Consider the following 18366-nt stretch of genomic DNA (forward strand, 5'->3'; position numbering starts at 1 on the left):
GCAACGCTGGGCAAACGTTACAGCATGAAAATGCGGTGCACATCCCTGTGCCAGGCAGCGCCTGCGGCCCAAAGTCGCGAGGGACTCGGGGGATAATGCCGCCCCATGAACCCGAATTTGTCGCGCCTGCAGGCCTACCCCTTTGAACGCCTGCGCCAGCTGTTCTCCACTGTCACCCCCAACCCCGCCTACCGCCCCATCAGCCTGGGCATTGGCGAGCCCCGCCACCCCACGCCCGACCTGATCAAGGACGCCTACTGCAATGCCATCCGCAGCAGTGATGGCGGCCTGTCGGTCTACCCGGCCACGGCGGGCGATGCCAAGCTGCGGAATTCGATGGTGCGCTGGCTGGAGCGCCGCTATGGCTTACAGCTGGACGCAGCCACGCAGGTGCTGCCCATCAACGGCTCGCGCGAGGCGCTGTTTGCCTTTGCCCAGACGGTGGTGAACCCCGAGAAAGCCGATGCGCGTGGCCCGGTGCAGGTGGTGTGCCCCAACCCGTTCTACCAAATCTACGAAGGCGCTGCTCTGCTCTGCGGTGCACAGCCCTACTTTGTGCCATCAGTGCCTGAGCGCAATTTTGCGCAGGACTGGGACAGCGTGCCAGCCGAGGTGTGGGCGCGCACGCAGCTGTTGTACGTGTGTTCCCCCGGCAACCCGGCGGGTGCCGTGATGCCGCTGTCCGAATGGGCCAAGCTGTTTGCGCTGAGCGACCAGTATGGCTTTGTGATTGCGTCCGACGAGTGCTACAGCGAGATTTACTTCCGCGACGAGCCGCCGCTGGGCGGCCTGGAGGCCGCCGCCAAGCTGGGCCGCACGGACTTCAAAAACCTGGTGTCCTTCACCAGCCTGTCCAAACGCAGCAATGTGCCGGGCATGCGCAGCGGTTTTTGCGCGGGTGATGCCAAACTCATCAAGCAGTTTTTGCTCTACCGCACCTACCATGGCAGCGCCATGAGCATGGTGGTGCAAACCGCCAGCGTCGCCGCCTGGGACGACGAGGCCCATGTGGTGGACAACCGCGCTCAGTACCGCGACAAGTTCGCCCAGGTCACGCCGATGCTGGCCGAGGTGATGGACGTGGCCCTGCCCGATGCGGGCTTTTATCTGTGGGCCAAGGTCGAGGGCAGCGACACCGATTTCGCGCGCGACCTGCTCGCTCAATACAATGTGACGGTCTTGCCCGGAAGCTACCTGGCCCGCGAGGCCCATGGCAGCAACCCTGGCGCGCAGCGCATCCGCATGGCGCTGGTGGCCGAGGCGGCAGAGTGCGTGGAAGCCGCGCAGCGCATCGTCCAATTTGTGAAATCCCGAGTTTCCTGAGTCTTTCAACCACTTTTTCCTTTCTCAAGAGCCCTATGAGCCAACAACTGCAAACCGTTATCGAAGCCGCGTGGGAAGACCGCGCCAACATCTCCGTCGCCTCTGCCTCCGCCGAAGTGCGCGACGCGGTGGAGCATGTGCTGAACGAGTTGGATGCCGGCCATCTGCGCGTGGCCACGCGTGAAGGTGTGGGCCAGTGGACCACGCACCAGTGGATCAAGAAGGCTGTGCTGCTGAGCTTCCGCCTGAAAGACAACGAAATCATCCAGTCCGGCGACCTGGGCTTTTACGACAAGGTGCCCACCAAGTTTGCCGGCATGAGCGCCGAAGCCCTCAAGGCCACTGGTGTGCGCGTGGTGCCCCCCGCCGTGGCGCGCCGTGGCAGCTTCCAGGGCAAAGGCGTGATCCTGATGCCTTCGTACTGCAACATCGGCTCCTATGTGGACGAAGGCACCATGGTGGATACCTGGGCCACCGTGGGTTCCTGCGCACAGATCGGCAAGCATGTGCACCTGTCCGGCGGCGTGGGCATTGGCGGCGTGCTGGAGCCCATGCAGGCCGGCCCCACCATCATTGAAGACAACTGCTTCGTGGGCGCGCGCTCCGAGGTGGTCGAAGGCGTGATTGTGGAAGAAAACTCGGTCATCTCCATGGGCGTGTACATCGGCCAAAGCACCCCCATTTACGACCGCGCCACCGACACCGTGAGCTACGGCCGCGTGCCTGCCGGCTCGGTGGTGGTGAGCGGCAGCCTGCCCAAGGGGGATGGCAAGTACAGCATGTATGCGGCCATCATCGTCAAGAAGGTGGACGCCAAGACCCGCTCGACCACCAGCCTGAACGACCTGCTGCGCGACTAAGCCCCCGACCTGTTCCAAGAGAGGTACGCCATGGCCACCACCACGCCCCAAGCTTCGGGAACGATGGAACGCATTCTTCGCCTGATGAGCGACAAGAAGGCGTCGGATGTGTACTTGTCCGCGCACGCCCCTGCGCTGATCAAGATCAATGGCCAGTGTGTACCGATCAACAGCCAGGTGCTGCCGGCCGACGCGCCCAGGAACCTGCTGGCCGAGGTGCTGTCGGCTGAACAAATTGCCGAGTTGGAGGCAGAGGGCGAGCTCAATGTGGGCTTTCCAATGGCTGGCGTGGGGCGGTTTCGCGTCAGCGCCATGCGCCAACGGGGGTCCATCGCGGCGGTCATTCGCTACATCGCCGTAGACATTCCGAGTTTGGCCAACCTGCAGTTGCCACCGATTCTTGGCGACCTGATCATGGAAAAGCGCGGCCTGCTGCTCATGGTGGGTGCCACCGGCGCGGGCAAGAGCACCACACTGGCGTCCATGATGGACTACCGCAATGAAAACGTGTCGGGCCACATCCTGACCATCGAAGACCCGGTGGAGTTTTTGTTCAAAAACAAGAAGTCGGTGGTGAACCAGCGCGAGATTGGCACTGACACGCAGTCGCTACAGGTCGCCCTGAAAAACGCATTGCGCCAGGCGCCCGACGTGATCCTGATTGGCGAAATCCGCGACCGCGAGACCATGTCAGCGGCGGTGGCGTATGCGCAGTCGGGCCACCTGTGCCTGGCCACCATGCACGCCAACAACAGCTACCAGGCGCTGAACCGAATTTTGAGCTTCTACCCGGTGGAGGTGCGCTCCACCATGCTGGGCGACTTGGCGGCCGCGCTGCGTGCCATCGTGTCGCAGCGTCTGCTGCGTACCACCGCCGGCACGCGCACTCCTGCCGCGGAGGTGCTGCTCAACACCAAGCTGATCGCTGAACTGATTGAAAAAGGCGACTTCTCCGGCGTGCGCGAAGCGATGGAAAAGTCCATGGCCGAGGGCTCTCAGACTTTTGAGCACGACATTGCCCGCCTGATTGTGGAAGGCGTGGTCGACCGCAAGGAAGGCCTGGCCCACGCCGACTCGCCCACCAACCTGTTGTGGCGCCTGCAAAACGATTTCACCAAAGCCGCCAAGCCGGTCGCGGCGGCGGAAGAGGAAGAAGAAGCCTCGTTCACCGAAATTACCCTGGATGTAAAGCACTGATGACAACAACGTTGCAGCTCACCGAGCAGCTGCTCTCCATGGCGTCAGTCACGCCGAACGACGGCGGTTGCCAAGCCTTGATTGCCCAGCGCCTGGCTCCGTTGGGCTTTGTTTGTGAGACCATCGAAAGTGGTCCGGCAGATTTTCGCGTCACCAACTTATGGGCAAAACGGGCTGCAACCCCCGTGGATACTGCGCAAGAAGCTATTAAAAACATAGCATCCAAGACGTTGGTGTTTGCTGGCCATACCGACGTGGTGCCCACCGGCCCGCTGGAGCAGTGGGACAGTGCGCCCTTTGTCCCCACACACCGCGATGGCAAGCTGTTTGCCCGCGGCGCCAGCGACATGAAGACCTCGCTGGCCGCATTTGTGGTGGCTATCGAAGAATTCCTGGCTGCCAACCCCGACCCGCAACTCAACATCGCCCTGCTGCTGACCAGCGACGAGGAAGGCCCGGCCAATGACGGCACCGTAGTGGTCTGCAACACACTGAAGGCCCGGGGCGAAGTGCTGGACTACTGCATCGTGGGCGAGCCGACCTCGGTGGAGCGCACCGGCGACATGATCAAGAACGGCCGGCGCGGTACCATGAGCGGCAAGCTCACGGTCAAGGGCGTGCAGGGCCACATTGCCTACCCGCACCTGGCCAAAAACCCCATCCACCTGGCCGCGCCCGCGCTGGCCGAGCTGGTGGGCATCGCGTGGGACCAGGGCAACGATTTTTTCCCGCCCACCACCTGGCAGATTAGCAATATCCACGGCGGCACGGGCGCGAGCAATGTGATTCCCGGCCACGTGGTGATCGATTTCAATTTCCGCTTCTCCACCGAGTCCACGCCCGAGTCGCTGCAAAAGCGGCTGGCCAGCGTGCTGGAAAAGCACGAGCTGGAGTACGACCTGGCCTGGACCGTGGGTGGCCTGCCCTTTCTCACCACACCGGGCACGCTGGTGGACGCGGTGCGCGACGCCATCCGCTCCGAGACCGGCATCGAAACCCAGCTCTCCACCACCGGCGGCACCAGCGACGGGCGCTTCATTGCCCAGGTCTGCCCGCAGGTGATCGAGATGGGCCCGCCCAACGCCACCATCCACAAGATCAACGAGTTTGTGGCGGTGGCCGACATCGAGCCGCTCAAGAACATCTACCGCCAGGTGCTGGTCAATCTGAACCGTCAGGCACAGGCATGACCTTGTCGGAACTGGTGGCCCAAGCCACCCAGCAGCTCACCGATGCCAAAGTGTCCTTCGGCCACGGCACAACCAATGCACGCGACGAGGCGGCCTGGTTGGTGTTGCACGCGCTGGGCCTGCCGCTGGATACCCCCTTGGGGGGCGATGATTTAGAGTCAAATAGACCCGTAACCCTCGAGGAATATGCGCGAGCAGCTACGCTTTTAGGAGCACGCATCAGTACACGCAAACCTGCGGCCTACCTGACGAACGAGGCCTGGCTGCAGGGTGTCCCTTTTTATGTGGACGAGCGGGTCATCGTGCCGCGCTCGCTGATTGCCGAGTTGCTGGTGGATGGCGGCATCGACTACTGGTTGCAGGAAAGCACGCACCGGGTGCTAGACCTGTGCACGGGCAACGGCAGCTTGGGCATTCTGGCGGCCATGGTCTACCCCGATGTGGAAGTGACGGGTGCCGACATTTCGGCTGATGCGTTGGCCGTGGCCCGTATCAATGTGGACAAGCACAGCTTGCAGGCGCGTGTGCAGCTGGTCGAGTCGGATGGCCTGAGTGCCCTGCCCGGCCCGTTTGACCTGATCCTCTGCAATCCACCGTATGTGAACGCCCAGAGCATGGCTGAGTTGCCTGCCGAGTACCTGGCCGAGCCCTTTATTGCGCTGGATGGCAACCAGGCGGGTGGCAGTGGGGATGGCATGGATTTCATCCGGACCCTGCTGAAGCAGGCCCCGGCCGTGATGGCGCCGAATGCGGTGCTGGTGCTGGAGATTGGGAATGAGCGGGCTTTCTTTGAAGCCGCATTTCCTGAACTGGAAGTGGTGTGGCTGGAAACCAGCGCAGGGGAAGACCAGGTGTTGTTGGTGACCAAGGAGGCTTTGCTGTTATAGCCCTTTGCTGGGCTCGCAGCGGAGTTGGGGTACGTGACTCCGTTCGTGTCCCCCGGCCTTCGGCCTCCTCCTTGACCTCACTGCGCCCCGCACCCCAACCCCGCCGCTACGAACAGGTTTTCCTCTGGCGATGGAGACACACCTCGCTGGGGATGGTGGATGGGGTGTCCGGGTGCAGGCGCTGTTCGCGGTTGCCACAGAGCAAGCCCGTCCAACACGGTGTTAACGAAATAACCATTGCGGCCCCAAAGTGTTCGCCCGCGAGATGCGCCGTAGAACGGATATCCCGTCTACCAGCCCTCGCCAACCCCTAGGCCTGAAACGCCTGAATGAATCCATAAATAGCTGAGTCCCAAAGAATGATTACCTTAAAAAACGTCACCCTGCGCCGCAGCGCCAAGGTGCTCCTCGAAAGTGCTTCCGTCACCCTCAACCCCGGCGAAAAAGTCGGCCTGGTGGGCCGCAACGGCGCCGGCAAATCTTCGCTCTTTGCCTTGCTCAACGGCAATTTGCATGAAGATGCCGGCGAGTACTACATCCCCACCCAGTGGCGCATGGGCCAAGTGGCGCAGGACATGCCCGAAACCGAGATGGGCGCCACCGACTTTGTGGTCGAAGGCGACACCCAGTTGGGCGCTGCCCGTGCCGAAGTGGCCGCCGCAGAAGCAACCGACGACTACGACCGCATGGCCCACGCCTACACCGGCCTGCACGATGCGGGCGAGTACGACGCGGCCGCCCGCGCCCAAGCCCTGATCTTGGGCCTGGGTTTCAAGACCACGGAGCTGGACAAGCCCGTGAACAGCTTCTCCGGCGGCTGGCGCATGCGCCTGCAACTGGCGCGCGCCCTGATGTGCCCCAGCGACCTGCTGCTGTTGGACGAACCCACCAACCACTTGGACTTGGATGCCCTGGTCTGGCTCGAAGCCTGGCTCAAGAAATACGAAGGCACCATGGTCGTCATCAGCCACGACCGCGAGTTTCTGGACGCGGTGACCAATGTGACGCTGCACATCGATGCTGGCAAGCTGGTGCGCTACGGCGGCAACTACAGCAAGTTCGAAGACCTGCGCGCCGAACAAATGGCGCTGCAGCAAACTGCTTTTAGCAAACAACAAGACAAGATTGCTCATTTGCAAAAGTTCATTGCACGCTTCAAGGCCAAGGCCAGCAAGGCCAAGCAGGCGCAAAGCCGGGTCAAGGCGCTGGACCGCATGGAGAAGATTGCACCGCTGCTCAGCGAGGCAGACTTCACCTTTGAGTTCAAGGAACCGGCCAACCTGCCCAACCCGATGCTGTCCATGAGCGGCGTGAGCTTTGGCTACCCACCGCCCGAAGACGCGCCCAAGGGCACACCGCCCACCACCATCGTGCACAACGTCAGCAAATCGGTGCTGGCCGGGCAACGCATCGGTATTCTGGGTGCCAACGGCCAGGGTAAATCGACGCTGGTGAAAACCGTGGCGCGTGACCTGGCCCCGCTGGGCGGTGAGGTGACCGAGGGCAAGGGCCTGAACATCGGGTACTTCGCGCAACAGGAACTGGACGTGTTGCGGCCTGACGAATCGCCGCTGGAACACATGATCCGCCTGGTGCGGGAAATGACAGCCGCAGGCAAAATTGCCGGTCAGCAGACGCGCGAGCAGGACTTGCGCAGCTTCCTGGGCACCTTCAACTTCGGCGGCGACATGGTCAAGCAGGCCGTGGGCAGCATGAGCGGTGGCGAAAAAGCCCGCCTGGTGCTGTGCATGATCGTCTGGCAGCGCCCCAACCTGCTGCTGCTGGACGAGCCTACCAACCACCTGGATTTGGCGACGCGCGAGGCCCTGGCCATGGCGCTCAACGAATTCGAAGGCACCGTGATGCTGGTGAGCCACGACCGTGCGCTGCTGCGCTCGGTGTGCGATGAATTCTGGATGGTGTCGCGCGGCGGCGTGGAGCCGTTTGACGGCGATTTGGATGACTACCAGCGCTACCTGCTGGATGAAGCCAAGCGCCAGCGCGAATTGGCCAAGGAAGAAGCCAAATCGGCTGCCACGGCCCCCGTTGTGGCAGCGCCGGTGGTGGTCAAAACCGGCCCAGCACCCGAAGCCCTGCGCAAATGGAAGAAGGAACTGGCCCAAGTAGAAGAACACATGGCCACGCTCAACACCGAAGGTGCCGAGTTGGAAGCCAAACTCTCTACCAACCCGCACCCGTCCGTGATTGCCGAAACCGGCAAGCGTCTGAAAGCCGTCAACAGCGAACTTCAGTCACTGGAAGAACAGTGGCTAGCATTGACCGCACAGATGGAGGGCTAAAGCCTCGTTCAACGCGCTTCGTCCCTGACCGGACGGAGCGGCACCAAACAAAGAAAAAGCCCACTGTTTTGCAACAGTGGGCTTTTCGATTCCACATAAAGTGGTGGGAACTGAGAGATTCGAACTCTCGACCTACGGATTAAGAGTCCGCTGCTCTACCAGCTGAGCTAAATTCCCAAAATAATGGTGGGACCAGCGGGGGTCGAACCCACGACAAACGGATTAAAAGTCCGCTGCTCTACCAACTGAGCTATGGTCCCAACGAGAACTTGCAACTAACGCTACATGCATCCCGCGAAGCCTCAAATTATAGCGTGTTTTTTTCGCTCCTCGGCTCTCGTCGCGATATTTTGTCAATGATCCAGCCAGCAGCACACATGCCAAAGGTTGCAGTCACCGTCACCAGGGAGCCATACCCGTGGCAATTGAGCGAACCGTCCGACTCTACCGCGCAAGAGGCGTCGGGACCGGCAACCGCTTCTTTGCTAAATACACATGCCACTTGGATTTTTTTGCCATTTTTGGGGGCACCATACTCTCGGCGCAAGCGGTACCGAACTTGAGCGAGCAAGGGGTCGTGGGTCGTCTCACTGAGGTCTGCAATGTCTACGGCATGGGCCATACGTTTACCACCGGCAGCACCTACCGTAATGAACGGAGTCTTCGTTTGGACAGCCCAGGCAGCCATTACGGTCTTGGTGCGTACTTGGTCGCAAGCGTCTAGCACCGCATCCACACCCTCAGCAACCAGCGAGGCCCAGTTCTCGGCATCGGCAAAGGTATCCAGGCAACAGACCTCGCATGCTGGATTGATCAGGGCAATCCGCTGTCGCATGGCTTCGATTTTCGCCATGCCCAGCGTGGAGGACAGGGCGTGCAGCTGGCGGTTGATATTGGATTCGGAGACATGGTCCATGTCCACCAAGGTCAGGCGCCCCACCCCACTGCGTGCCAATGCCTCGGCGGCCCAGGAACCGACTCCGCCGATTCCGACCACCATGACATGTGCGTGCCGCACCCGCTCTGCAGGGGCCAGTCCCAACAAGCGGTCCAGACCCGAGAAGCGGCGCACGAGATCGGCAGGCGCCGGGCTATCGGTCATGGGCGTTATTGCTGGCTGGCTTATTTGAGACGCGCCAAGCGCTCTTTGGCCGCAGCGGCAGCCTCGGTTCCTGGGTGCTTTGCCAGTACTTCGTCCAAGGTTTTACGCGCGGCCTTCACGTCTTTCACTTCCAACTGGCAATTGGCAATGGCCAAGAGTGCTTCGGGCACACGCATGTGGTCGGGACTTTGCTGCACCAACACTCGGAAATTGGCTTGTGCTTCTTTGTAGTCCTTGGTTGCGTACTGCGCGTTGCCCAACCAGAACAAGGCGGATGGCCGGTAGCCAGTGGCACTGTAGCGGGACAAGAAATCGACGAACGACGTTTGGGCCGCCGCGAAATCCCCCTTGCGAAACACGGCCAGCGCAGTCTCAAATTCGCGTTTTTCCGCGGGCTCGACCAAAAACTCACGACCATCCACACTCACACGGACAGGCTCCAGTTTGCGGAGGCGTTCTTCCAGCGATTGCCCAGCGTCTTTCTGAAGGCGCTGAATTTCCGCTACGTCACGCGCCAATTGCTCGCTTTGCCCACGCAACTTGGCCATCTCTGCACGGATCGCCTCCAGCTGGTTCTGCAAATCAAGCATTGCACGGCGCAACTGGGCACTCTCTTCTGAAGAGCGCTTGGTTTCCTCTGCGAGTTTTTGCTCGGACTCCTGCTTGAGCACATCAATGCGCTGGCGCAGATCCAGGATGGCACGGCGGGCTTCTTCGTCATCAAACAAACCCGCATGCGCAAGACCTGCGCCCGCCACCAACGTGAGCGCCAAAAACCAGTGCCGCCCACGTGCACCTGAACCCAGTGTGACCATGGTTTAGCGGTAGCTGATTTCGGTGCGGCGATTTTTTTCCATCGCTGCCTCGGTATTGCCCAATGCCGCAGGCTTTTCCTTACCAAAACTCACAGCTTCCAGTTGGTTGTCTGCAACGCCTTGCAGCACCAGCGCCTTGCGCACTGCTTCTGCACGTTTTTGACCCAGGGCCAAGTTGTACTCGCGGCCACCACGCTCATCCGTATGGCCTTCCAAAGTCACCTTGCGTGCCTTGTCCGATTTCAGAAACTTGGCATGTGCTTCGATCACGGACTGAAATTCGGAGCGGATCACGAAACTGTCGTAATCGAAATACACAGTGCGGGTCGTGGACTTCATAAAGGCATCCTGCTTGGCCTTGTCCAAGTCGACTGTCGCTACGTCACTTTTTGCAACGCCGCTGCCGTCGGTTTTGCCTGCACCGCTGGTGGTACCCACAGACGAGCCGGATTTGTCTTCCACGGGGACCTTGTCCAACTTGACGGACGAACCACAGGCAGTGAGGACCAAGGCAACTGCCAGGGACAAAACGATACGCTTCATTAAAAAACTCCTTGTTAAATTTCAGATTACTTTTGGAAGGGGCCCCAATCGGGCTCCCGAATATCACCATTTTGCCCCGCCAAGCGCGCTTTAATTTTTCCATCCAACGTGCTGGTCATCAACGCCTCTCGCCCCTGCTGCAACGTAGCGTATATCACCAACTTGCCATTGGGCGAGAAACTGGGGTTTTCGTCGGCGCTGGTATCGGTGATCGCATTCACCGTACCCGACGCGACATCCATCACATGGAGCTTGAAAGCCCCGCTCACCCTGGAGACGTATGCCAGCCATTTACCATCTGGACTCATGGTCGGCGAAATGTTGTAAGACCCGGAAAACGTGACACGCTCCGGATTTCCGCCGGTGGCAGATATTTTATAGATTTGCGGAGAGCCGCCTCGGTCGCTGACAAAGTAAATGGTCTTCCCGTCTGCAGTGAACACAGGTTCGGTATCGATCGCACTGGATTGGGCCAATCGGCGGGGCTCGCCGCCATTGGCATCCATCAAGTACAGCTGTGATCCGCCATCACGACTCAAGGTGAGCGCAAGCGTTCGCCCATCTGGAGACCAAGCTGGCGCGCTATTGGAACCCTTGAAGTTGGCGACCAATCGGCGGCGCCCCGTGGACACGTCGTGCACATAAACCACGGGCTTGCGCGATTCAAACGACACGTAGGCAAGTTGGTTGCCATTGGGAGCCCAGGATGGCGAGATCACAGGCTCTGGACTGTTTAAGGCACTTTGAGCATTTTCTCCATCCGCATCCGCAACCCACAGGTTGTAGTTGCTACCGGCCTTGGTGACATACGCCAGCCGTGTGGAGAATGCGCCCTTGTCCCCGGTAAGTTTTTCGTAGACAAAATCGGCGATCCTGTGCGCCGCGAGACGCAAGTCCCCAGCCACAACAGCATGGCTTTGGGCGCCCAAGTCCTGGGCGCGTACCGCGTCCCACAAGCGGAAGCGCACATCAAACCGGCCATCTGCCAATCGCGTAACACTCCCCATCACAAAGGCATCGGCCCCCTTTTGACGCCACGCCGACATGTCAGGGCGGGAAGATTCATCCCAAAGGCCAGAGACACTTTCTGTGCTACGAAACTGGCCACTACGTTCCAGGTCAGCCATAACAATGGCCGAAAGCTTTTGAGGGGACGATTCTTCTCCCTTAAAACTGGTGATGGCCACCGGAATCTGGGTCAAGCCGACGCCCGAGACCTCGACGCGGAACTGCGCGCTCGCCTGCAGACTCACAACACATGTGATGACAGCCAGCAAAAATTTATTCATCATCTTCCAATTATCCCCAACTGCGCACCACCACATCGGCGGCATCTATGCTTTCTTGGTAACCAATGGTAGAGCGCACTTGGCCGGTAGCTTGGCGCTCCCGAACCTTATCGGCATTCACGCCCTCTTGCGTACGGCTAGCTTCTGGATGCCATAGGTGGTAGACCTCCGTGGCGCAAAAGCCGTTCTTGCGCAGCAAGCCTGCGTTGTGCAAGCGCAGCACAAAGTCTGCGTCTTCATGCCCCCATCCGACAAAACTCTCATCAAAACCATTCACTGTAAGGTAATCGGATTTCCAGACGGCCATATTGCAACTGCGTATGCCTTTCCAAACAAACTTGGGTTGTAAACGGTAGCGAGAGTCTGGCAGGCGCAGCAGACCTGTGAGCTTGCTGACATCTCCGGACAATCGCCTGCGTAACCAATAGCCGATGGAGCGGGAAGTGATGGCCTCGGTATGTGCCAGCAATCGGCGGGTAAAACTCTCACTGAGCAAAACCCGGCTACCGTTCACAAAACAACCGCCCTGCTTCAGCGCCCGGTGGCGTGCGATGAAGTCCACTTCGGGAACACAGTCGCCATCCATCAATACCAGGTACGGACCTTTGGACACCGCGACACCCAAGTTGCGCACCTGGGCCGCGGTGAAGCCGACATCCGGGTGCCACACATGGTGCACCGCAATGCCCATAGATGCGCAAGCCTGAGCAATTTGATCTTGATGGAATTGTGTTGACCCGTCATCCGCAATGATGACTTCAAAATGGCGGTCAGTTTGGTGCCTCAAGCCTTCCAACACTAGTGCCAGCGCGTCACTACGGTTATAGGTGGTAATAACCACCGATATCAGATCGAAAGAAGACATTTTGGAATAGACTAGGCCGCTCGCGCGGAGGGTGTTGACGGCACTTTGCTTGCAAGTAGAGCCAGCGCTGCAGAGAAAGTTCACCCCACATATGGATGTTATCACCCCCATGCCATTGATTTCTGTTTACATCATCGCCTTCAATGAAGCGGAGAAAGTTCGGGCAGCCATCGAGAGCGTACGCTGGGCCGATGAAATCATCGTCGTGGATTCTTGGAGTACGGATGGCACCGCAGAACTGGCAGTGCAGCTTGGAGCCCGGGTGGTTCAGGTGAAATTTCAGGGTTTTGGGGACCTGCGCAATCAAGCGATCGCGGCGTGCTCTCACGAATGGATTTTCAGCCTGGATGCGGATGAGCGCTGCACACCCGAGGCGGCTGCCGAGATTCGCCAGTTGACGCAGGACCCCGCCGGGCAGGACGCTTACCACACGCCGCGGCGAAACTTCTTCATGGGCCGATGGATCCGCCACTCTGGCTGGTACCCCAACTACCGGCAGCCCCAGCTGTTCCGCAAGGGCACCATGAGCTATGACCTCAAACCAGTGCATGAAGGTTATGTGCTGCATACCGACAAGCCCCTTGGCCATATGCGCGCGGCGATCTGGCAGTTCCCCTTCAAGAACATGGCCGAGGTTATGCACAAGGCCAACCGCTACTCCAGTCTGGGCGCTGAAAAAATCAAGGGCAAGAAGATCTCGATGTGGTCGGCACTATTACACGCCAAGTGGGCTTTCTGGAAGCACTATGTTTTCAAGCTCGGTTTTCTGGATGGTTGGGCGGGCTTCGTTATTGCTGTCGGCAACTTTGAGGGCACGTTTTACCGCTACGTAAAAGCACTGGAGATCCAAAAGAGTGAGGCATGGAACTCTCCTACAAAACCGACTCTGTCGCAGCATGACTAAAGCAGACCGCACACTCTATCTGCGACTGTTGGGCTTTCTACGCCCATACTGGAAGGCATTCTCTGTCGCAGTACTTTGCATGGTGTGCACTGCCGCTACTGAGCCGGTATTCCCGGCCATCATGAAGCATCTGCTTGATAGCGGCTTCCGTACCACCGACGCGCGCATGGTGTGGCTGATCCCTGCCAGTATCGTGCTGCTATTCCTTGCGCGAGGGGTCCTGTCCTTCGTGACGAATTACCTGATGACCTGGGTCTCCACGCGCTTGGTGGTGGATCTGCGGCGCGCAGTGTTTGACAAGCTGCTGGAGACGCCGACGCAGGCTTTTTTTGCGCAGCCTGCCTCGTACTGGATCACGCGCATTCACAACGATGTGGACGGAATCAACCAGGCAGCGACCAACGTTCTGGTGACGGCGGTGCGCGAGACTTTGACCGCCGTAGCACTTCTGATTTACCTGCTGTATCTAGACTGGCGCTTGACTCTGATAACTCTCACGGTGGGACCCGTGATTGCTGCCTTGGTACAGGGGTTTGGCCAGCGTATACGCAAAGCTAGCAAAACCAGCCTGAAGTCGCTGCGTGACATCGCCCACACAGTGGAGGAGACATCTGCCGCAAACAAGGTCATCAAAATTTATGGCGGGCAGCAACAGCAACAGCAGCGCTTCTACGCAGCCACAGAAAACTTCCGAAGAAGCATGATGAAAGAAGCCATTCCTGCGTCGGCGCTCACCCCAATCACCCACATGACGGCATCTGTTGCCATCGCTTTCATCATCTTCATGGCCCTGACCAGGTCCATGGGACAGGCCGGTGACACGGCCGGTGGCTTTGTCTCCTTCATCACCGCAATGCTGCTGCTGATCTCGCCGATCAAACAGCTCACCACCATCAGCCCCATTCTGCAACGCGGCTTGGCCGCATGCGAAAGTGTCTTTGGTGTGCTGGACGCCCCCGTGGAAGCCGATACGGGGCAGGCCCACCTTAGGGACTGCAGGGGTGAGATTCGCTTCGAAAACGTCTACTTCCGCTACCCCAATAGCGACAGACTGGCACTGGACGGGATAGATCTGCATGCAAAACCAGGCCAGACCATCGCCTTGGTAGGCGCATCGGGCGGCGGCAAAAGCACACTGGCAGCGCTAATACCCCGCTTTTACGCACCCGAGTCGGGCCGCATCACGATTGATGGCATCGACATCAACACCCTGACTCTGTCTAGCCTGCGGCAGCAAATCGCACTGGTTAGCCAGGACATTGTTCTGCTCAATGACAGCATACGTGAAAATATCGCCTTCGGCCAATCGCGCGGCGTCGACGATGCCAAGGTACAGGAGGCCGCCATCGCCGCCCATGCGTGGGAGTTCATTGCCCAGTTGCCCCAGGGTCTGAACACCCTGGCGGGGGAGAACGGCACAATACTGTCAGGTGGCCAGCGCCAGCGCATCGCGATTGCGCGAGCTCTGCTTAAGAACGCGCCCATCCTCATTCTCGATGAGGCCACTTCGGCGCTGGACACGGAATCGGAACGTGTGGTGCAGGAAGCGCTGGCAACACTGATGCGCAACCGCACCACCCTGGTCATCGCCCACCGCCTAAGCACCATTGAACGTGCGGACTGCATCGTGGTGATTGACCAGGGGCGCATCGTGGAGTCCGGCGATCACGCCACACTGCTTAAGCGCAACGGCTATTACGCCAACCTGCAAAGGTTGCAGACATGAAGATACCCATACTGATGTACCACCAGATCGACGCACCGCCACCGCGTGGCACGATGCTGCGCGGACTGATCGTGGCACCCTCCTCGTTTGCTTGGCAAATGCGCATGCTGCGAGTGCTAGGCTACCGAGGCCTGTCCATGCGCGAACTAGAACCCTATCTGCGTGGAGAGCAGCAAGGCAAGGTGGTGGGTATCACCTTTGACGATGGCTACCAGAACAACCTAGCCCACGCCCTGCCCGTGCTGGAGTCCAACGGCTTCACAGCGACCTGCTACGGCGTCAGCCGCATGGTGGGTGGTACAAATGCTTGGGACGCTGGGAAAGTGGTACAGAAGCCACTGATGACGCAGCGAGACTGGCTGGCTTGGCATTACGCCGGCATGGATGTGGGCTCGCACACGCAGACCCATGCAAATCTGATGGATCTGTCTGAACATGCGGCCCGCCAGCAGATCGTGCAGTCCAAGGACGAGCTGCAGCAAATGCTGGGCGCTGAAGTCCGGCATTTCTGCTATCCCTATGGCTGGTTCAAAGCCGCGCACGAAGAGATGGTACGGACCGCGGGTTACGTAACGGCCACCAGCACGCACCGCGGCCGGGTCCAGATGGGCGACAACCCCTATGCACTCCAGCGCATCATGGTCGCTCGCGCCACGCATCCGCTGCAGTTCTTCATGAAAGTAGCTACGGCCTACGAGGACAGGCGCGCATGACCCCGCTCGCGCTGTACTGCAAAAGCTATAGCACCGACTTGCGGCGCGTTATACGCCTTCTGCAGTCGATCGAGCGCTTCAATACGGACCAGCTTCCCCTCTACGTGTCCGTGCCGGAGAGAGAGCTGCCCCTGTTTCGCGAGCACCTAGGCACGACCCGCGCCCAGCTGATCAGCGACGAAAGTATTCTGCAGGCATCTCCGCGCATCGATCCGGTGCAGCTTGGGCAAATGCATGGCGCCGTGACCCAGCAGATCATCAAATCGGAGTTCTGGCGACTCGGGCTAGCCGATGCCTACGTCTGCCTAGATTCCGATGCCATCTTCATCCGCCGTTTCAATGCCCATGACTTCTTGGCGCCCGATGGTTACCCCTACACAGTGCTGGATGAGGCACACGATCTCTTAGAAGCTGCCCTGCAGCATGGGCGATCCCGCATCGTGGAGGCCTTCATCCGTGAAGCTACGCAAGTGCAGGAACTGTTCGCCCGCCCCGGGCGGCGCTACAGCTTCGGCCCTTTTCCCCTGGTCTGGCACCGCAAGGTTTGGGAGTCGCTAGACAGCCACTATCTGCGACCGCGCTCGATGAGCTTTGCTGATGCCATCACATTGGCACCGATCGAGTCCCGCTGGTACGGGGAAGCGCTCCTAGCCTACCAAGCCATCCCCCTGCATCCTTGCCAAGCACTCTTCAAGGTCTATCACTATGCGTGGCAACTCGACCAAGAAACGCGACGAGGAATCACGCAGGAACAACTGACTCCTCTGTATTGTGGTGTGATCTACCAGTCGTCCTGGGAACGAGAGATGGACTGGCCCAGCGAGGGCGGCAATCGCCTTTCGCGATGTGGCAGAAAGATCCGGCGCTTGTTTGGCCGAACCTAGTTCAGCAAATACCACCACGCTAGCGAAACTGAAAGAAAAAATGAACTATTCAATCGTGATCACCACCTTTGACAAGCGGTTTGAAGAATTCCTCGTCCCTTTGGTAAGAAGCATCAAGCGGGAGCGCGCCGAAGTGGAAATCATCATCACCACCAACGGCTCCGCACGGGCGCCCTTCAACGAACATTACCGTACGGCACTGCTCTACTTCCTGGCAAGCCAACAGAACTGCTTCCCGATTGTTTTCCCCAACTTTCAGTCGCTCGCCAAGATGTGGAACCGAGGTATCCTGACCGCAAGCCATGATCGCGTCCTGGTGCTCAATGATGACTTGCACATCCCGGCTGATATGGAAGGCGGTTTCTTTACCAAGTTTGAACAAGCACTCCAGCGGCAGCCAGGAACCTTCAAGATCAATGGAAGCTTTTCTCACTATGTTGTAGACAAGGGTGAGTTGATAGATGTCGGCTTCTTCGATGAGCGACTGCTGGGACTTGGAGAAGAGGATGGAGATTTCTTCTGGCGCTACCACGAAAAATTCGGGCGGGAAATTCCCTCGGTAACGTTACCCAATATCGACAACATCAACTCTGACATCGCGGATGATGGCTACACCAAGGGTATTCGTACTGCAGCCAAATTTAACAGGGACTACATCAAAAATGTCAAGTACAAGGAAGTGCTCATTGGTGGCTATCGCGGAATGTTTGACAAGCGTGTCAAAAAGCAGGTGGCAGACGAATTGCAGTACCCCTACGAGACTTTCTACAGAGAACGCAAAGACCTAGTCTAGCCAAGACGCCAGCCCTTTCAATTTCATGCCCATGCGCAAGACGATACGCATCGCTCTATCCGGAGTTGCTGAAGACTATCCACAGTCTTTGGTACCCATCATCATCAAAACCCTCGGCTACGAAATTGAATGGACCCACGCCGGCAAAGCGGACCTCGTCATATTCGGGCCTTTTTTCCATCCAGGCAGCGGGTTGCGCTGGGCGCCAAAACCGCTGCGCCCAGTCATTCAATCCTGGACGCAGCGGATGCATTCCGCCCATCGCCCCTTGACGCTGTTCCAAACGGCGGAGAACCTGCGTCACAACCATATTCCCTGCGACTACGCGCTGAGCTTTGACCTAGCCGTCGCCAACGCCAAGCATCACCGCCATCCCTACTGGATGGAAATGTTAGACTGGTCAAGTGAGGGGGTCATCGGTAACGCCAACCCACGATTTGGATGCCTACTGAGGCCTGAAAGGCTGTTGCAGCCCCTGGGTAACGCCTTTCTCCAGAAGGCCCGCAGGGCAGCGATCTTCGCTAGCCATCAGCGGGAGCCGCGAGAGACCCTAATACGGGAGTTGCGCAAACACATGGACGTGGACGGGTTCGGTCCAGTTTTTGACATCTCGATACATCATCACTCCAGCAGCACGTTCACCAAACGTGAGGTACTGAAAGATTACGCCTTCAACCTCTGCCCTGAAAACACACTCTATCCGGGTTATTACACGGAGAAAATCGTGGAAGCCTTCTATGCGGACAGTCTGCCGCTGGCCTGGGTTGATGAATGTGTTTGCGTCGACTTCAATCCGAATGCCATGATCAATCTTGCCCCGATGATGAAGAATCAATTCAAGGATCTGACCGAAACGATTGGCAAAGATGCAGTCCTTCTGCAAAGGGCAGCCGAACCCTTGTTGCTGCAGCGACCTAGCATCGAGCATCTCAAGGCATTTGTGAAAAATGTGATAGCCGATGCGCTCCACTGAAC

17 protein-coding genes and 2 tRNA genes are annotated in these 18366 nt (G+C 58.9%); 12 read left to right on the forward strand and 7 right to left on the reverse strand.

Annotation, left to right across the window (positions count from 1 at the left end):
- The first annotated feature begins 105 nt into the window (after positions 1-105).
- The 6 genes from dapC to AC3WS7_RS02140 all read left to right on the forward strand — a co-directional run bounded on the left by dapC (position 106) and on the right by AC3WS7_RS02140 (position 7757).
- A complete protein-coding gene (dapC, locus tag AC3WS7_RS02115) occupies positions 106-1323 on the forward strand; it encodes a succinyldiaminopimelate transaminase (RefSeq protein WP_296466330.1) in 1218 nt (405 codons plus the stop codon).
- Between the two features lie 35 nt (positions 1324-1358).
- Entirely contained in the window at positions 1359-2183 is an 825-nt protein-coding gene (gene dapD / locus AC3WS7_RS02120) for a 2,3,4,5-tetrahydropyridine-2,6-dicarboxylate N-succinyltransferase (RefSeq protein WP_296466332.1), read from the forward strand.
- Positions 2184-2213: 30 nt separating this feature from the next.
- A complete protein-coding gene (locus AC3WS7_RS02125; protein ID WP_296466334.1) occupies positions 2214-3380 on the forward strand; it encodes a PilT/PilU family type 4a pilus ATPase in 1167 nt (388 codons plus the stop codon).
- Entirely contained in the window at positions 3380-4570 is a 1191-nt protein-coding gene (dapE, locus tag AC3WS7_RS02130; RefSeq protein ID WP_492655214.1) for a succinyl-diaminopimelate desuccinylase, read from the forward strand. Before AC3WS7_RS02125 ends, dapE begins: the two co-directional genes overlap by 1 nt.
- A complete protein-coding gene (gene prmB / locus AC3WS7_RS02135) occupies positions 4567-5457 on the forward strand; it encodes a 50S ribosomal protein L3 N(5)-glutamine methyltransferase (RefSeq protein WP_492655215.1) in 891 nt (296 codons plus the stop codon). The genes dapE and prmB overlap by 4 nt, the downstream gene beginning before the upstream one ends.
- 359 nt (positions 5458-5816) lie before the next feature.
- Positions 5817-7757 carry an ABC-F family ATP-binding cassette domain-containing protein gene (locus AC3WS7_RS02140; protein WP_492655216.1) on the forward strand — a complete coding sequence of 647 codons (1941 nt, stop codon included), beginning with the start codon at positions 5817-5819 and terminating at the stop codon, positions 7755-7757.
- Between the two features lie 101 nt (positions 7758-7858).
- Here the strand turns inward: AC3WS7_RS02140 and AC3WS7_RS02145 are convergent.
- The 7 genes from AC3WS7_RS02145 to AC3WS7_RS02175 form a co-directional block, all read right to left on the reverse strand.
- Positions 7859-7934: transfer RNA gene (locus AC3WS7_RS02145), tRNA-Lys, on the reverse strand.
- Between the two features lie 7 nt (positions 7935-7941).
- Positions 7942-8017: transfer RNA gene (locus AC3WS7_RS02150), tRNA-Lys, on the reverse strand.
- A 47-nt stretch (positions 8018-8064) separates the two neighbouring features.
- Complete coding sequence (locus AC3WS7_RS02155; protein ID WP_492655217.1) at positions 8065-8859, reverse strand: tRNA threonylcarbamoyladenosine dehydratase; 795 nt, start codon at positions 8857-8859, stop codon at positions 8065-8067.
- A 20-nt stretch (positions 8860-8879) separates the two neighbouring features.
- On the reverse strand, positions 8880-9674 hold the full coding sequence (gene ybgF, locus AC3WS7_RS02160; RefSeq protein ID WP_492655218.1) for a tol-pal system protein YbgF: 795 nt from the start codon (positions 9672-9674) through the stop codon (positions 8880-8882).
- A 3-nt stretch (positions 9675-9677) separates the two neighbouring features.
- Positions 9678-10217, reverse strand: coding sequence for a peptidoglycan-associated lipoprotein Pal (gene pal / locus AC3WS7_RS02165; RefSeq protein ID WP_296466352.1), 540 nt, complete (start codon positions 10215-10217; stop codon positions 9678-9680).
- Between the two features lie 26 nt (positions 10218-10243).
- Positions 10244-11509 (reverse strand): Tol-Pal system beta propeller repeat protein TolB, encoded by a 1266-nt coding sequence (tolB, locus tag AC3WS7_RS02170; RefSeq protein WP_492655219.1) that lies wholly within the window; start codon positions 11507-11509, stop codon positions 10244-10246.
- A gap of 7 nt (positions 11510-11516) precedes the next feature.
- Positions 11517-12371 (reverse strand): glycosyltransferase family 2 protein, encoded by an 855-nt coding sequence (locus AC3WS7_RS02175; RefSeq protein ID WP_492655220.1) that lies wholly within the window; start codon positions 12369-12371, stop codon positions 11517-11519.
- A 91-nt stretch (positions 12372-12462) separates the two neighbouring features.
- Here AC3WS7_RS02175 and AC3WS7_RS02180 point away from each other — a divergent pair, with 91 nt between their 5' ends.
- The 6 genes from AC3WS7_RS02180 to AC3WS7_RS02205 are packed head-to-tail and all read left to right on the forward strand — an operon-like array spanning position 12463 to position 18364.
- Entirely contained in the window at positions 12463-13275 is an 813-nt protein-coding gene (locus AC3WS7_RS02180; protein ID WP_492655221.1) for a glycosyltransferase family 2 protein, read from the forward strand.
- Positions 13268-15001: a lipid A export permease/ATP-binding protein MsbA gene (gene msbA / locus AC3WS7_RS02185; RefSeq protein ID WP_492655222.1), complete on the forward strand. Its 1734-nt coding sequence runs from the start codon at positions 13268-13270 to the stop codon at positions 14999-15001. The genes AC3WS7_RS02180 and msbA overlap by 8 nt, the downstream gene beginning before the upstream one ends.
- Positions 14998-15714: a polysaccharide deacetylase family protein gene (locus AC3WS7_RS02190; RefSeq protein WP_492655223.1), complete on the forward strand. Its 717-nt coding sequence runs from the start codon at positions 14998-15000 to the stop codon at positions 15712-15714. The genes msbA and AC3WS7_RS02190 overlap by 4 nt, the downstream gene beginning before the upstream one ends.
- On the forward strand, positions 15711-16598 hold the full coding sequence (locus AC3WS7_RS02195; RefSeq protein ID WP_492655224.1) for a DUF6492 family protein: 888 nt from the start codon (positions 15711-15713) through the stop codon (positions 16596-16598). Before AC3WS7_RS02190 ends, AC3WS7_RS02195 begins: the two co-directional genes overlap by 4 nt.
- 40 nt (positions 16599-16638) lie before the next feature.
- Entirely contained in the window at positions 16639-17391 is a 753-nt protein-coding gene (locus AC3WS7_RS02200; protein ID WP_492655225.1) for a glycosyltransferase family 2 protein, read from the forward strand.
- Between the two features lie 31 nt (positions 17392-17422).
- Positions 17423-18364 carry a glycosyltransferase family 10 domain-containing protein gene (locus tag AC3WS7_RS02205; protein ID WP_492655226.1) on the forward strand — a complete coding sequence of 314 codons (942 nt, stop codon included), beginning with the start codon at positions 17423-17425 and terminating at the stop codon, positions 18362-18364.
- The last annotated feature ends 2 nt before the right edge of the window (positions 18365-18366 follow it).

Source organism: Rhodoferax sp. EU05-FHT12H12 (assembly GCF_058791215.1).

What these genes read in the sequence shown, in the direction of transcription:
- dapC (WP_296466330.1), top strand. Translation starts at nt 106, where the DNA reads ATGAACCCGAATTTGTCGCGCCTGCAGGCCTACCCCTTTGAACGCCTG.
- dapD (WP_296466332.1), top strand. Translation starts at nt 1,359, where the DNA reads ATGAGCCAACAACTGCAAACCGTTATCGAAGCCGCGTGGGAAGACCGC.
- AC3WS7_RS02125 (WP_296466334.1), top strand. Translation starts at nt 2,214, where the DNA reads ATGGCCACCACCACGCCCCAAGCTTCGGGAACGATGGAACGCATTCTT.
- dapE (WP_492655214.1), top strand. Translation starts at nt 3,380, where the DNA reads ATGACAACAACGTTGCAGCTCACCGAGCAGCTGCTCTCCATGGCGTCA.
- prmB (WP_492655215.1), top strand. Translation starts at nt 4,567, where the DNA reads ATGACCTTGTCGGAACTGGTGGCCCAAGCCACCCAGCAGCTCACCGAT.
- AC3WS7_RS02140 (WP_492655216.1), top strand. Translation starts at nt 5,817, where the DNA reads ATGATTACCTTAAAAAACGTCACCCTGCGCCGCAGCGCCAAGGTGCTC.
- AC3WS7_RS02155 (WP_492655217.1), bottom strand. Translation starts at nt 8,859, where the DNA reads ATGACCGATAGCCCGGCGCCTGCCGATCTCGTGCGCCGCTTCTCGGGT.
- ybgF (WP_492655218.1), bottom strand. Translation starts at nt 9,674, where the DNA reads ATGGTCACACTGGGTTCAGGTGCACGTGGGCGGCACTGGTTTTTGGCG.
- pal (WP_296466352.1), bottom strand. Translation starts at nt 10,217, where the DNA reads ATGAAGCGTATCGTTTTGTCCCTGGCAGTTGCCTTGGTCCTCACTGCC.
- tolB (WP_492655219.1), bottom strand. Translation starts at nt 11,509, where the DNA reads ATGATGAATAAATTTTTGCTGGCTGTCATCACATGTGTTGTGAGTCTG.
- AC3WS7_RS02175 (WP_492655220.1), bottom strand. Translation starts at nt 12,371, where the DNA reads ATGTCTTCTTTCGATCTGATATCGGTGGTTATTACCACCTATAACCGT.
- AC3WS7_RS02180 (WP_492655221.1), top strand. Translation starts at nt 12,463, where the DNA reads ATGGATGTTATCACCCCCATGCCATTGATTTCTGTTTACATCATCGCC.
- msbA (WP_492655222.1), top strand. Translation starts at nt 13,268, where the DNA reads ATGACTAAAGCAGACCGCACACTCTATCTGCGACTGTTGGGCTTTCTA.
- AC3WS7_RS02190 (WP_492655223.1), top strand. Translation starts at nt 14,998, where the DNA reads ATGAAGATACCCATACTGATGTACCACCAGATCGACGCACCGCCACCG.
- AC3WS7_RS02195 (WP_492655224.1), top strand. Translation starts at nt 15,711, where the DNA reads ATGACCCCGCTCGCGCTGTACTGCAAAAGCTATAGCACCGACTTGCGG.
- AC3WS7_RS02200 (WP_492655225.1), top strand. Translation starts at nt 16,639, where the DNA reads ATGAACTATTCAATCGTGATCACCACCTTTGACAAGCGGTTTGAAGAA.
- AC3WS7_RS02205 (WP_492655226.1), top strand. Translation starts at nt 17,423, where the DNA reads ATGCGCAAGACGATACGCATCGCTCTATCCGGAGTTGCTGAAGACTAT.